10 protein-coding genes are annotated in these 14,409 nt (G+C 35.4%); 1 reads left to right on the forward strand and 9 read right to left on the reverse strand.

What is annotated here, in order from left to right; translation table 11 throughout:
• Positions 1–49: 49 nt before the first annotated feature.
• The 7 genes from NMG63_RS07575 to NMG63_RS07605 all read right to left on the reverse strand — a co-directional run bounded on the left by NMG63_RS07575 (position 50) and on the right by NMG63_RS07605 (position 7,933).
• The gene (locus tag NMG63_RS07575; RefSeq protein WP_254006871.1) at positions 50–1,138 is read right to left on the reverse strand and encodes a phosphotransferase enzyme family protein; all 1,089 of its coding nucleotides are present in this window, start codon (positions 1,136–1,138) and stop codon (positions 50–52) included.
• 69 nt (positions 1,139–1,207) lie between these two features.
• Positions 1,208–1,375 (reverse strand): DUF6903 family protein, encoded by a 168-nt coding sequence (locus NMG63_RS07580; RefSeq protein WP_164762396.1) that lies wholly within the window; start codon positions 1,373–1,375, stop codon positions 1,208–1,210.
• Positions 1,347–3,533, reverse strand: coding sequence for a 1,3-beta-galactosyl-N-acetylhexosamine phosphorylase (gene gnpA / locus NMG63_RS07585; protein WP_254006872.1), 2,187 nt, complete (start codon positions 3,531–3,533; stop codon positions 1,347–1,349). Before gnpA ends, NMG63_RS07580 begins: the two co-directional genes overlap by 29 nt.
• 9 nt (positions 3,534–3,542) lie before the next feature.
• Positions 3,543–4,424: a carbohydrate ABC transporter permease gene (locus NMG63_RS07590; RefSeq protein WP_254006873.1), complete on the reverse strand. Its 882-nt coding sequence runs from the start codon at positions 4,422–4,424 to the stop codon at positions 3,543–3,545.
• A gap of 8 nt (positions 4,425–4,432) precedes the next feature.
• Positions 4,433–5,329 carry a carbohydrate ABC transporter permease gene (locus NMG63_RS07595; protein ID WP_123171094.1) on the reverse strand — a complete coding sequence of 299 codons (897 nt, stop codon included), beginning with the start codon at positions 5,327–5,329 and terminating at the stop codon, positions 4,433–4,435.
• A gap of 86 nt (positions 5,330–5,415) precedes the next feature.
• On the reverse strand, positions 5,416–6,732 hold the full coding sequence (locus NMG63_RS07600) for a carbohydrate ABC transporter substrate-binding protein (RefSeq protein WP_123171093.1): 1,317 nt from the start codon (positions 6,730–6,732) through the stop codon (positions 5,416–5,418).
• Between the two features lie 127 nt (positions 6,733–6,859).
• Positions 6,860–7,933: a phosphotransferase enzyme family protein gene (locus NMG63_RS07605; protein WP_254006874.1), complete on the reverse strand. Its 1,074-nt coding sequence runs from the start codon at positions 7,931–7,933 to the stop codon at positions 6,860–6,862.
• Positions 7,934–8,062: 129 nt separating this feature from the next.
• On the opposite strand from NMG63_RS07605, the gene NMG63_RS07610 reads away from it, so the two are divergent.
• On the forward strand, positions 8,063–8,884 hold the full coding sequence (locus NMG63_RS07610) for an AraC family transcriptional regulator (RefSeq protein WP_254006875.1): 822 nt from the start codon (positions 8,063–8,065) through the stop codon (positions 8,882–8,884).
• Between the two features lie 248 nt (positions 8,885–9,132).
• On the opposite strand, the gene NMG63_RS07615 is transcribed toward NMG63_RS07610, so the two are convergent.
• A complete protein-coding gene (locus NMG63_RS07615) occupies positions 9,133–13,281 on the reverse strand; it encodes a DUF1542 domain-containing protein (RefSeq protein ID WP_254007560.1) in 4,149 nt (1,382 codons plus the stop codon).
• Positions 13,282–13,502: 221 nt separating this feature from the next.
• Entirely contained in the window at positions 13,503–14,399 is an 897-nt protein-coding gene (locus tag NMG63_RS07620) for a LysR family transcriptional regulator (protein ID WP_254006878.1), read from the reverse strand.
• Positions 14,400–14,409 lie beyond the last annotated feature (10 nt).

Consider the following 14,409-nt stretch of genomic DNA (forward strand, 5'->3'; position numbering starts at 1 on the left):
GTAACCGATATCACCTAAAATTCATAGTTTTCAGTTAGAAGTTTCATAATTACACTTTTAGACGGTCCTCACTAATTTTTTTGAGCGTGTCCCATGAATTTTCCATCTCTCGCACTAATTTAAACTGTGTACGTGCCCTTACTAGATTGTGATCTGGATAATTTGTTTTGAAGTAAGTATCTCCATCAATATAATCTTTAAGAAAACGAAAGCCACATTCAAGTGTCATCATTTTGGCACTTTCTGGAAAGAGTTGTATTTCTAAATCAGACAAACTTCCATCAGCACCAGTAATGAAACCGTCCACATATGCCTCATAGTAAGGGATGCTTAAGTGCACTTTCGACAGGTCTTTCTCATCCTCCAATGCAGTGCTTGCACCAAATCGAATCGAATCCCCAAAATCATCCAAAGAAAACCCTGGCATAACCGTATCTAAGTCCACAACACACAACACCTCATTTGAATCTCTATCCAGAAGAACATTATTAAGTTTCGTATCATTATGTGTTACCTTCAGTGGTAAAAGTCCTTGATTATAGTAATTCCATAAAGTTTCTGCAAAGTCTCGATATTTAAGCACGAATTTAATTTCTTCAGATACTAAATGTTTTCGACCTGATTTGTTTATTTCAATCGATTTAATGAAATCCTCGTATCGTTTGGGTGTATTGTGGAAATCTTGAATCGTCAGATTTAACGATTCAACCGGAAAATCTTCTAAATCTTTCTGGAACGATCCAAAGGCAACACCACTTCGATAAAAATCCTCACTATTTTCAACACGTTCTAATGATTTCGAATTTTCTATCAAATTATAAGCACGCCAAAAATCACCCATTTCACTCTTAAAAACATAATTATCATGAATTGTTGGTATGAGATTTAAAACCTCACGACTTGGATCACCACCACGTTTTATTACTTTTTGACGAATGTGTTTTGTTACTTTTTCAATATTGTCGATAAGTCCATTCGGGTCTAAAAATATTTCATGATTAATTCTCTGTAAAACATAGCTTCCCTGGGTGCAAACTACGCGATAAGTATCATTAATATGTCCATTTCCAAATGGAACAATTTCTTTTACATGTCCACTCAAACAAAATGCTTTAACTATTTCATTTATAGATTCCATATTTTATCCTTCTAAAGTCCTATTCTAGACCAAAATAACACCTGTCTCATCAGGTGTTATTTTAATACTCTAAAGAAAACGTTTATTATATCGATAGAGCAAATACAGTAACATTCCCAAACCAATAATCATCATGAATAATGATTGCATTGAAATGGTTTTTTGGAAATGAATTACCATCCAAATCCCCAAGATAAACACACCTACATTAATAAGACCATTCAATAGTTTCTTCATTGCGTTCACCCCACTTAATTTCCGATGGCTCAAGGGTTATCTCTTGCCCTTTACCTAAACCATCATAGAATATCGTTTTTTGCGTTTCATGCGTATTATTCAATAATGCTACTGATCGTGGATAAACATTCACTTCACAGTGTATATTGGAAGCGAAGTAACGTTTCATTTGATTTTCTTTATTCATCGCATAAAAAATTGATCGATATAGAATACGTGTGTTTTCAAAACTGTATGGAAGTCCTGAAAGATACACACCACGACCTCTGCCAAATGATTTAGCTGCGATGGTTACATTCTCATTATCCATCTTAATTATTTCAGTATCCGCAGTTCGAGCATACACATTATTTATAGCTTCCCCATAATTAAAGTCATTCTCAAGATCATGAGTAATAAAATGATCTGAAAGCACCTCTTTAAAATACTTATCGGTGGACAAGGTAAACCCGAGTTCCTTGTCTACACCTAGAACGTCATGAAGTTGGAAGAAATGTCCTCCTTTTTCAAAAGCACTCGGTTCCCCAACACCGATAAAACCATGTCCTTCGTAAACCCACTTTCGAATCATCGCTACAAATGCTGGATTACTCCAGACAACATCGCCTGAAAATGATGTTTTCGCATCCCCTGCATTAATGAGTACATCAATTTCACTTGGTATACCCGATTTAATCTCATCAAAACTTAAAAAACGAACATCCACATCCATACCACTGAGCGACTCTAAAATTCCAATATAAGAGTAAATTTGTTTATAGTGTAATGCATGCGCAACCATAAAGTTTTGCCAACTACGAAGAGATCCCCAAGCACTCATAATTCCAATTGTTGCTTTAGTCATCGGTTTTACATCTTCTATTTTATCAATGATTCCTCTAAATTCATCAGCAGTTTTAGCAATATAATCGACAAACTTAGGAAATTTATAAGCAAGGCTTGGATATCCTCCGTAACCAATACGATTAAGCGGACTTCTCATTAATGCCCGACGTGCAGATATCCAATTGTCATTTGCTTCTTTTAAAATTGCATCATCATTGCCCTCAAAGAATGTATCAGGGAAGAAATACGGTAAAAAACGTCCTTCCGTATATTTTACATGAGGAATATCGGAAATAAGTCGAAGCGTCATCCCACCGCCAACACTCCCCACTACTGCATCCAGTCCTATTGTATGGAAATACGCTCCATACGGTTCAACCCCAATCCAGTTATCACCTAAAAACATCATGGCTTCTTTACCGTATGAATGCACCAAATCAACCATTGCTTTAGCTTGCTGAGCGACAAATTGTTGTTGGAAATCAATATAATCTTTATATGTTTGAGTTGGCATGCAGAATGTCGAATTATAATATCCATTTTGGATAAAGTCTTCAGCGGTGAGACGATAGCCTTTCGCTTTTTCAAACGCCTCTAAAGCACGGGGAGAAACACTCGATCCATATCCAAACCAGTCCACGAATTTTTCTTTTCGTTGATCATTAAAGCACAAAGTAAAGTGATAGTAAAACGTCGTAAAACGAATCACATCGGTTTTGGGATTGGTTTCTAGAAAGTCTTTCAGTGTGTCCAACATAAATTTTTGAGAGTGTGGTTGTCGAACATCGAAAGGAATCTCTTTCTCACGATCTTTCCAGTCGTTTGTGATGTAGTTGTACATTTGAGTTGGATCCCAAATCATATAAGAAAGAAAATTAACGGTATACTCATGGAACGGCTCAGTATCCTTTATCACGACAACATCACGTTTTGAATCAACCTCCCATTTCGAAACATCAACCACTTCATTACGTGTTCGATCAATAACTTGCCACCAAACTTTAGGATCATGATCATAGTCTGGAGTAAGTTGTTCACGCAGATATCCTGTCATAAATGGAATTTCAAGTTCTGTTTTGATAGCAAAATGGTAATCACTCATCAAGAAAATCTGTTGAGCCTCCGTTATATGTTGTAGCGCAAATTCATTTTGACCTCGGGCTACAAAATACGTTGTATAGATTTTCGCATCAAGATTTTTTAAATCTTTATCCAATTTGGTTCCATCACTATCACGCAAGGCATCTGCACCCCAACGCTCCATTAAATCCTTGGTTTCTTCAAGGAAGTTGTTTTCACTTGGGAGTGTTACACGGCCTTTATTCTTTTTCATATTAATCTCCTAGTCTTTAACACCACCCAAGGTCATCCCTTGAGTGAGCTTGCTTTGTACAAATATATATAAGATAAGTGTTGGTAACATTACAATTACCAACCCCGCATAAAGCGGTCCAGGGTTTGCAGCCCCTCTTGCTGCCTGTTGTAAGTTTATTAATCCAACAGGTAATGTTTTTTGAGCACCTGGCATTAAGGTTAATGCAATAATATACTCATTCCAAAATGATAAAAAATTAAAGAGAATCACCGTTACAATACTTGGTTTTGCCATTGGAATCATAATTTTTGTCATCGTCTGAAAGTACGTACATCCATCAATTGATGCTGCTTCTTCAAATGCCTTCGGTAGTGTTTTAAAATATCCGGATAACAGATAAACCGTAAATGGAAGTGCAGTGGCTGCATAAACTACTGCTAACATGAATCGATTGTTTATAAATAAACTCATATTTAAAAGTGATTTACTGCTTTCATTCCACTTTAAAAGCATTAAGAATATGGGTATCACAATATAGTTTACGTTAATAAATAGGCCGGCCATAAACAAACCATTAATTTGTTTCTTAAATTTAAAATCAAATCGCGCTAAGACATAGGCCGCAGGTAGTGCCGTAATCAAAAGAAGAACGATTCCTAAAACCGTTACATAAACAGAATTAAGGAAGTATTCACCCATCTTAGCTTCTTTAAATGCAACCACAAAGTTATTGAAGTTCGGATTCTGCGGGAATTTCCATGGATTCATAAAAAACTCTGATGGTTCTTTAAGTGATGCCAGAAATACCCAACCGATTGGTACGATTATGGAAATGGTTAATGCGATTAGGACAACATAAATAAATAACTTATATGCTTTTTCAGCACTCATGCTCTTATGTTTTTTCATAGATCCTCCTACATTTGGATTGGATCACGCTCTGTAATCTTATTTACAATTGCAGATAGTGCAAAGGAAAATAAGAAAATCATGACCCCAATCGCCATTCCATATCCATACGAAGCATTATCGTATGCTTGTTTGTATAAATAACTCAAGAATACTTCACTGGATCCACCAGGTCCACCACTTGTAAGTACCTTTACAAATAAGAAACTCATGTTAATAGTACTAATAATAAAGAACGTTAGTGTAGTCCGTAGATTCGACCATATTAATGGTAGTGTGATTTGGAAGAATTGACGGGTTCGGGATGCCCCTTCAATTTTCGCAGACTCATACAAATGCTCTGGAATACTGCTAATACTTGCCATATACATTACCATGTAATAACCAATCGCTTGCCATATCATTGCCCCTGCTACCGCATACAAGACAATATTTGGATCACCTAGAAATTGAATGTTTTTCCATGTTTCCGGTTTAAATATTCGAATAACACTATTCAACAAACCACCTTGATCGACAGCATAGATTTGTGCGAAGATTGCGGAAATAATTGCTACGGATAGAATGTTAGGAATATAGAAGATAACTCTAAAGAATCCTTTTCCTTTTACATTTTCACGCACAAGAATGTTCGCAAACACAACTGCAAATCCAAACGTCACAATTGTCACAATGACAATGAGTAAGATGGAATTTTGAACTGCTTGAATAAATTTTAGATCTTGGAATAATATCTTAAAGTTATTTAATCCTACAAAGGTTTTAGTACTGGATAATCCACCCCATTTAAAAAGCGACATCATAAAGATATTTATCGTCGGATAAACCATAAAGATTCCAATTAGTACGAGTGCTGGGGTTAAGCATCCAATTACAAACCGTCTTTTTGCCTTTTTCTTATTCATATTCCCACTCCATTTCAAGGCTTCTTAATAGAAGAGCGATAACACGTATGTCATCGCTCCTTAAACATCAAATACTTTATTGTTAATTATTGATATTTTGAAACTGCATCAAGAACTTCTTGATACCATTGATCTGCTGTTTTTTGGCCCGATACAATGTCATTAACGGTTCCGTATAAGATTCCATCACCAGATGTTAAATCAACACCTTCTACTGGATCTTTCGCTGCAAATCCAACGGATGAAGCAATAACACCACGACCATAAATGGCATAGAAATCTTTTGTTTGTTGATCAGTAATCAAGTCCGATGAACCTTTAACCGGTTGAATTGCATTTCCATTATTCGCAAAGAGTTCAACGGCTTTATCAGAATAAACAAAGGTTAAGAATTCTTTTGCTAAGTCCACATTCTTCGCACCTTCTGGAATATACATTTCTTCCGCAAAGGTGGTTGCATAAGTAGCATCACCCTTTGTACGAACGGGCGCTGTTGTTAAGCCCCACTTAAATCCTTCAGCACGAGGTGCTTTTTCCATTTCTCCTGCTAACCAGGTACCGTTTGGAATAAAGAGTGCTTTATTATCTAAGATTAGTTGTTGGTTCTTCGTAAATCCTTCGCCGTTCGCTTGAGCAACAGTATCCGGATGTGTATATGTTAGAAGTTTTCCAACTAAATCAAAGGTCTCTTTAACTTGTGGATCTTTCCATGTTTCAAGATCATAATTCATAAGTTTTTCAAATTTTTCAGGACCTACCATATTATTTAAGACTGATGAGAAAAATGCATCAAAATATCCTGTTGTTGGATAGGTAAATAATGCGATGTCTTCCGCTTTCGCAAGATCCCCTAAAGCAAACATTTCTTCCCATGTTTCTGGAACGGTCCATCCTTTTTCTGTAAATAACGTTTGGTTATAGAAGAGTCCTGTTGGAGCATAAAATACAGGTGCTAGATAGGTCTTTCCATCTCCATATGGACTTGTACGCATCGTGTTTTGAACACCGACATTAATTTTGTCCTTTAGTTTTACGGATTCTCCAAACACATTCATATCCATAATATCGGAAATATCCATAATTTTCTTTTCCGAAATCATTGTATCTGTAAGTTTACCTTCTGAACCAATCGCAAGGTAAATCACATCGGGAACATCCCCTGATTGAATTTGTGGACGTAGTACTTCTGCGATGTTTTTTTCAAGTACTAATTCTACTTTAGTACCGTCACCTTTTGCTTCTTCAAAAGCTTCCACAACTTTCTTAAAGCCTTCAGTACCGTATCCGCTGTTTAATCCCGCTACTTTTAAAACTTTATCCTCATTGGATGTAGCATCTTTTTTTTCTCCACATCCGGTTAGGATAAGCAATGCAGTAAGGCAAATTACTAACATTTTTTTCATTTAAAGTTCCTCCCTGATACTCTTATTATAGATTAATGTAAGCGTTTAATCTTTCATGATATTGTTCTTAACTTATGATATCTTGCTGTTTATAATTTTTTTATGATTTTTCATAATTTGATCTATATTATAAGCAATATGCACTCGCGATAGCTTGCATATCCGTCCATGAATCTTCCATATCACTTACCAATTTAAGCTGTGTTCGTGTTCGAGCTAAGTTATGCATTGAATCCGTCGTTTTGAAGTAAACGTCACCTTCAAGATAATCTGTTAAAAAACGCATACCACATTCTAAGGTCATCATTTTCGCTCCTACCGGAAACAGTTCTATTTCTAAATTCGTTAGACTTCCGTTAGCTCCTTCAACAAAACCCTCTACATAAGCACGGTATAGATCGAGATCAAAGTGAACCTTGCTTAAATCACGTTCATCTTCAAGTGCTGTGGAGGCCCCAAATCGAATCGAATCCCCAAAGTCATCTAAGGCAAATCCTGGCATAACGGTATCCAAATCAATGACACAAACTCCCTCACCACTATCCGCATCTAATAAAACATTATTCAGCTTTGTGTCATTATGGGTAACTTTTAGTTTCAATGATCCCTTATCATATAAATCCCATAGTGTATTCATAAACGATTCTCGTTCTAATATAAACTGAATCTCGGCTTCACACGTATGGCTACGATTCATCACATCGTTACTTACTGCTTTTTTAAACTGCTCGAATCGTCTAGGTGTATGATGAAAATCTTCGATTGTACTGTGCAATGATGACACAGGAAAGTCTGATAACATATATTGAAAATTTCCAAATGCACGACCACTTTCATAAAAATCTTTCACTTCTAAAACAAGATCATACGAAATAGTATTTTGTATAAAACGATACACACGCCAGTAGTTACCACCTTCATCCACTGTATAATCACTTTGGTCTAATGTAGGTATTAACGTAAGCGATTCTCTTGAGGAATCCCCTCCTTGTTTATTTATTTTATCTTGAATAAATCGTGTCACCCGACCTATATTCTCCATCAACAACTCTGGTTTCTTGAATACATGTGTATTAATTCTTTGCAGGATATACACATCGTTTAGTGTCTCAACCCGATAAGTGTCATTTATATGCCCATTTCCATAGAGCTCACAACTTACAATATCCCCATCCAGTTGAAATTGATTCAGTATTTTCATAACATACCTCCTATGTCCTCATTATGACCCTACATGATGACTTGAAGCAATCGAGATATTGTTACAATCTTGTACTATCTTGTTTATTTTATTCAATAATAATATACTTTAATTATACAGGGGGAATTTATGGAAACGAAACACGACCTTACAAAGCGTCTAAACCGACTTAAATTACTTTATATTGATAGTTCTCGCTACGATTCAGATTGGCATTCTACGCTTCACTCACATCCTTTTGCGGAATTAATGTATGTTGTACGCGGAAGTGGTTATTTTCGCTTCGCGGACAATCTTAAACTACCAATTCAAGCAGATGACTTAATTATCATTAATCCAAATGTCTTGCATACGGAATGTAGTGATGCGAAAAGCGGATTAGAGTACATTGTTTTAGGCATTGATTGCGTTGAATTTTCTACTGAACAAAAGGAGCATCCAGGTGTATCCATTCATAATTACGAAGACTATAAACACGAGATTTTATTTTATATTAAGGCAATTCTCGAAGCAAAAAAATCCCATGATGAAATGTCAGAATTGATTGTGGATAATCTTCTTAGAGTTTTGGTTTTAAATACAATGCGTCGCACAACATCGCTTCTGGATGTTGAAACATCGAGCGGCGGTGAGAATAAAGATTGTATATTCTTAGAACATTACCTAAACCTTCACTATCGCGAAAACATTACGCTTGATCATCTTGCATCACTCACATTTTTAAATAAATTTTATCTATCGCATATCTTCAAAGAACAGACAGGATTATCACCTATTGATTATCTATTACGAAAACGTATGATTGAGGCCAAAAAGCTATTAATCAACACCGATTTATCCATAACACAAATATCAGATATTGTAGGTTTTAGATCACCTTCTTATTTTTCACAATTTTTTAAAAATGTGGAATCTATGTCTCCAAGTTCCTTCCGTAACAAACACAAATAACTTTTACCAATACTAACTCGTGGTTTTCGAATAATAGGAATGTCATCTCAACCACATTATTAACGGAGTTCGTAGATCGTTAAATACATTTATTAGCCTATCTTCCTTAAAATGAATCTGTATAGAAAAGAACCTCAATCCAAATTGTGGAACTGGCGCGCTGACCGAGTTCTTTGGGTTTATGAGGTTCTTTTTTATGTTCAATGAAAAACTATAATTATTAATAAACGTAATGAGTTTTTACATAGTTATTTTTCTAAAAAATACTTTTTTCGATCAAATAAAGTGAAAGTCAGACCAAATATAGCTATTAGAGCTCCTATAGTAGGTGTATGGGAATCATTTACACCTAAAGGTCCGAGATCACCATCTTTTTTATTTAGTGATTCAAGCACCTTATGCATATCTTTTATTGAATTCTGAACATATCGTTCGATTTCATAAAGATAATGACTGGAATCTATACTTTCGTAGCCTTTATTGAGAATTGAGTCAATCACTGCCTTGGCTTTATCTTTGGCCTCTTGGGAAATGCCAGGGAGTGCATCAATCGCCTTTTTCGTTTCATCTGCTTTCGCTTCTAAATCTTTTTTCGCTTTATTTTTAGCATCCTGTAAGGCACTTTGATCAACAGTTTCTTTCACCGCGGTATCGGTTGTGTTTTTTGCATCTTCAACATCTTTGGGTGTCGTACTTTGATCAATTGCATCTTTACCATCTTTTGTTTGTTGATCAATCTCATCTTTAGCTTTTTGCTTTTCATCTTCTGTTAAGTTTGGTAACGCATCAATTTCTTTCTTAGCATCTTCAGCATTTTTATCGAGATCATCTTTGGCTTTATTCTTGGTATCAAGAAGTTTGTTATCCTCAACAATATCGTTGATGCCTTTATCCGTTGTATCAATCACGTTATCAATTTCTTTTGGATCGTTTGACTGATCAATCGCATCTTTACTCTCTTGATTTTTTTGATCAATATCATCTTTGGCTTTTTGCTTTTCATCATCCGTTAAGTTTGGTAAGGAATCGATTTTTTTCTTAGCATCTTCAGCTTTTTGATCAAGTTCCGATTTAGAATCTTCTTTTTTCTTATCTAAATTGCTTGTGTTTTTCGCTTCATAGTTCTTTTCAATTGCATCCAATTCGTCAATTCCTGTTTTTAAGTTTTCAGGAACATCGGTAATCACTGTTGTATCTTCAATACGCTTAGTTGCATTAGCAAGTGTTTGATTAATTTCATCATTTGCTTCTTTGCGTTGTTGATCGGTCAGTGCTGGTTTATCAGCAATTTGTTTGCGAACTTCTTCTGCTTTAGCGTTTAAATCTGCAATAGCTTTAATTTTCGCATCATAAAGTTCTGCTTTTACCACAACTTTACCAATATCATCTTTGCCTTGATTATAAATCGAGTCAATATCTGAAGGTGTTGTTGCTTTATCAAGTTTGCTTGCAGCATCATTAACTGTTTTATCGATCACTTTCTTCGCTTTTTCTTTGTCAGATTGTGATAAGTTTTCAAGTTGATCGATTGCTTCTTTCGCTTTTTCAGCTTCAGCATTTAAACTTGCTTTTTTATCATCCTTAAGTTTTTCAATCGACTCGAAATTCTCTTTAGTGAGGGCATCTTTAATTGCGTCCATCTCCGTTTGTGTTTCGGAAACCGCTTTATTAACATCTTCTACAGTCTTACCCGACGCAATATTTTCAATTCCTTTATTTAGAGCGTCATCAATTTCACCTTTAGCTTTATCTTTGGCCTCTTGGGAAATGCCAGGGAGTGCATCAATCGCCTTTTTCGTTTCATCTGCTTTCGCTTCTAAATCTTTTTTCGCTTTATTTTTAGCATCCTGTAAGGCACTTTGATCAACAGTTTCTTTCACCGCGGTATCGGTCGTATTTTTTGCATCTTCAACATCTTTGGGTGTCGTACTTTGATCAATTGCATCTTTACCATCTTTTGTTTGTTGATCAATCTCATCTTTAGCTTTTTGCTTTTCATCTTCTGTTAAGTTTGGTAACGCATCAATTTCTTTCTTAGCATCTTCAGCTTTTTGATCAAGTTCTGTTTTTAAATTTTCTTTTACATTATTAAAATTATCAGAATTTATTTGTTCATACTTGACCAAAAGCGCATCAAGCTCGTCCATACCTATTTGTAGATTTTCAGGTAAAACATGAACATCTTGAGTTTGATTAATACGTTGTATCGATTGTTCTAACGTTTGATTTATTTCATTATTTGCAGCATTTTTTTCATCATCTGTTAATGATTCCATCGAATTAATCGACTCGCGCACTGCTTCAGATTTCTTCTGTAATGCATTAATTGCATCAATTTTAGCATCAGCAAGTTCTGTTTTTATAACAACTTTATCGATATTACCTTTTCCTTGGTTATAAATCGAGTCAATATCTGATGGTGTTGTTGCTTGATCTAGTTGATTTGAAGCTTCTGTGACCGCTTTATCTATGGCTTTCTTCGCGTCATCTTTTTCAGTTTGTGATACATTTTCAAGTTTATCGATTGTTTCTTTCGCCTTCTCTGCTTCAGCGTTTAGGCTGGCTTTTTTATCATTGATTAGTGCATTAATGGAATCATCGTTTTCTTTAATGATTGCATCTTTTATTGCATCCATCTCCGTTTTTGTATCCGTTACTGCTTGATTAATAACATCCACCGATTCACCGGATTCTACCGATTCAAGCCCTTTATTCAACGCATTTTCAATTTCACCTTTCGCTCTATCTTTAGCCTCTTGGGAAATTCCAGGGAGTGCATCAATCGCTTTTTTCGTTTCATCTGCTTTCGCTTCTAAATCTTTTTTCGCTTTATTTTTAGCATCCTGTAAGGCACTTTGATCAACAGTTTCTTTCACCGCGGTATCGGTCGTATTTTTTGCATCTTCAACATCTTTGGGTGTCGTACTTTGATCAATTGCATCTTTACCATTTTCTGTTTGTTGATCAATCTCATCTTTAGCTTTTTGCTTTTCATCTTCTGTTAAGTTTGGTAACGCATCAATTTCTTTCTTAGCATCTTCAGCTTTTTGATCGAGATCCGATTTTGATTCGTTTTTACGATCGACAAGGCTTACATCGCTCATAATTTTATCAATATTTCCTGATGAAGTATCCTTTGCATCCGTAGCATCTTCTCGCGTTTTCGCCTCATCGATGGCCTTCTTACCACTCTCTAATTCTTTTTGAATTTCTTCAATTTTTTCTTGCTTTTCAGACTCTGGTACATTTTTTAAGTCTTCAATTTCTTTGATTGCGTCGTTTGCTTTCTTTTCAAGTTCTTCTTTTAGAACTGGTTTTAGCTCTTGTAAATCATAAACACGTTCAACTTCCTTTAAATCATTGGTTAGTTTCTCTTTAAGTCCTGGACTTGAAACTTCTTCAATTCTATTTTTGAGTTCGTCAATTGTATCTTGAGTTACGTCTTCTTTTAAAACCTTTTCATCAAAATTTTCGTAAGTATCCTTAATCGACGTTTCGATACTTTTAGCTTGATCTAACAATGTTTGTGCTTTATTAAGTAATCCATTTACATATTCTTTGACATCTTCGGCATATGGATTGTCTGACGCTGTAATCTTAGAACGAATTGCATCAATGTTTTTTTGTATCTCAGCAGTATCTTTACCGACAAGTTCTTTAAATTCACTGTCATTAAACAATGCATGAGCTTCTTCTTGAATTAAATAATCATCCTTCAGGAAAAATCCCATACGATGTATTTCTAAATGTGTATCTTGCTTTGCGTTTGCAAAATGACGTAACGAAACCGTGACATTTCCATCGCCTGTTGGTGTAAAAGGAAGACTCACAATCATCATCTTATTACCAACACTGTATTTTTGCGAAGCAAGTACATTTGGACCCGAGGTTCGATCGCCAGGATATATATTTAAAACCCCGTCATTATTACCATTAGAACTTTTTATTTCCGCTCTAAAATAATACTCACGGTTAGCTTGTAGTTTCATGGTCTGTCCAAACAACATAAATGCGGCGGCTGCATTTGATGATGATTCTGATGTTCTATATGATTTAGATTTAAACGTGGATGTATCCGTATTATTTTCAGACCCAACAAGATAGTTAGTCCTACCAATGTCCCGAAATCCATTTTTTGAGGTTTTGCTTATTGTACCTCTTTTTTCACCAGAAAGTATATTATTTGTCGAACTGATAACCCAATTTGGTATGGATGTATCACTTGGGCCATATCTCAAATAAGGATTTTGAAGTTTATTCCCTCTAAAAGGAAACAGTTCTTCCTGTTCATTTGCTGAAACTGTATAGAATCCGTTCTTTGAAAAACTTGAAATCATAAGTCCTAATACGATTAAAATCATAAATACTCGATTGATAACGATTTTGGCATATTTCATTTTTTTACCCCTTTTCTATTTATGAATTTCCAAAAAAATATCCATTGCATCAAATCATTCCATTTTTCGATACATATCCACCATAACACATTCTTCACTCCCTTCATTGAAAGTTAATTGAAATCAGTTATTCTACTAAATTTCATAGGGACGTTTTTTATGATTATAGAAAGAATCCTTGACTTATTATAAAACGAACCCAATTAAGACTGGGTTCGTTTTTAATGATTCACCATGAGTTCTTCATATAAATTTTGAAATATTGCATACTCATCCACGTTTGTTTTATCGTAATTAATTACAAGTTGAAGATGAAAACGACTGATTTCATCATCCAACTCAATCCATTCCACATCATCTCGTGCAATGATGTGTTGGAGATCTACAGGAAGAATTGTCACGGAACCATATGCAGCGACATGTTCCAATACAACTTCCCAGTTGTCATTACGATAATTTATTGCCGGTATAAATCCTAATTCTTTACAACGTCGTGGTACTTCTTGACCTATTGCATAAGCATCCGATACCAAAGCAAAGGATTCAGTCATGATATCTCGAAGGGTTAAATGTTCGCGATTAGCGAGTGGATGATCTTTAGCAACCACCACCGCAACATCATAATAATACCCCTCTAATCGTTTTGCATTCTCTTCAAGTTTTGAGTAATAAATGGGTTCAGAAATTAAGGCCGCATCCAGTTTATCTTGGATGAGCATGTCTTGAATTTCCTTAGAACCACGTTGCACAAAATTTAATTCTACTTGTGGATATTTGCCGACATATCCTTGGAATTGATCCATATAGTTAATGGAAGAAAGAATGGTAAGTCCAAATCGAATTTTACGGCGGATGCGTTGTGCTTCAGACTTCATTAATCGATCCAAGCGATTTAGATGTGCAACAACATCTTTCGCACCATCGTAAAACACTTGCCCACTTTCTGTTACACTGACGCCCGTTTGAGTACGCTCAATGAGTTGCGTTTCAAGTTTCGCCTCAAGTTGTTTGATGTTCCAACTGAGAGCAGGTTGCGTCATGTGTAACGTTTTAGCGGCAGCAGTAAAACTGCCTGCTTCAATAACAGCAATAAAGTATTTCAACTCTCTAATTTCCATAGTTACCTCT

Source organism: Erysipelothrix amsterdamensis, assembly GCF_940143175.1.
GTDB classification, from domain to species: Bacteria; Bacillota_I; Bacilli_A; order Erysipelotrichales; family Erysipelotrichaceae; genus Erysipelothrix; species Erysipelothrix amsterdamensis.

Excerpts from the sequence above, each read along its gene's own strand:
- NMG63_RS07615 (WP_254007560.1), bottom strand. The coding sequence starts at position 13,281 with ATGAAATATGCCAAAATCGTTATCAATCGAGTATTTATGATTTTAATC.
- NMG63_RS07575 (WP_254006871.1), bottom strand. The coding sequence starts at position 1,138 with ATGGAATCTATAAATGAAATAGTTAAAGCATTTTGTTTGAGTGGACAT.
- gnpA (WP_254006872.1), bottom strand. The coding sequence starts at position 3,533 with ATGAAAAAGAATAAAGGCCGTGTAACACTCCCAAGTGAAAACAACTTC.
- NMG63_RS07620 (WP_254006878.1), bottom strand. The coding sequence starts at position 14,399 with ATGGAAATTAGAGAGTTGAAATACTTTATTGCTGTTATTGAAGCAGGC.
- NMG63_RS07605 (WP_254006874.1), bottom strand. The coding sequence starts at position 7,933 with ATGAAAATACTGAATCAATTTCAACTGGATGGGGATATTGTAAGTTGT.
- NMG63_RS07590 (WP_254006873.1), bottom strand. The coding sequence starts at position 4,424 with ATGAAAAAACATAAGAGCATGAGTGCTGAAAAAGCATATAAGTTATTT.
- NMG63_RS07595 (WP_123171094.1), bottom strand. The coding sequence starts at position 5,329 with ATGAATAAGAAAAAGGCAAAAAGACGGTTTGTAATTGGATGCTTAACC.
- NMG63_RS07580 (WP_164762396.1), bottom strand. The coding sequence starts at position 1,375 with ATGAAGAAACTATTGAATGGTCTTATTAATGTAGGTGTGTTTATCTTG.
- NMG63_RS07610 (WP_254006875.1), top strand. The coding sequence starts at position 8,063 with ATGGAAACGAAACACGACCTTACAAAGCGTCTAAACCGACTTAAATTA.
- NMG63_RS07600 (WP_123171093.1), bottom strand. The coding sequence starts at position 6,732 with ATGAAAAAAATGTTAGTAATTTGCCTTACTGCATTGCTTATCCTAACC.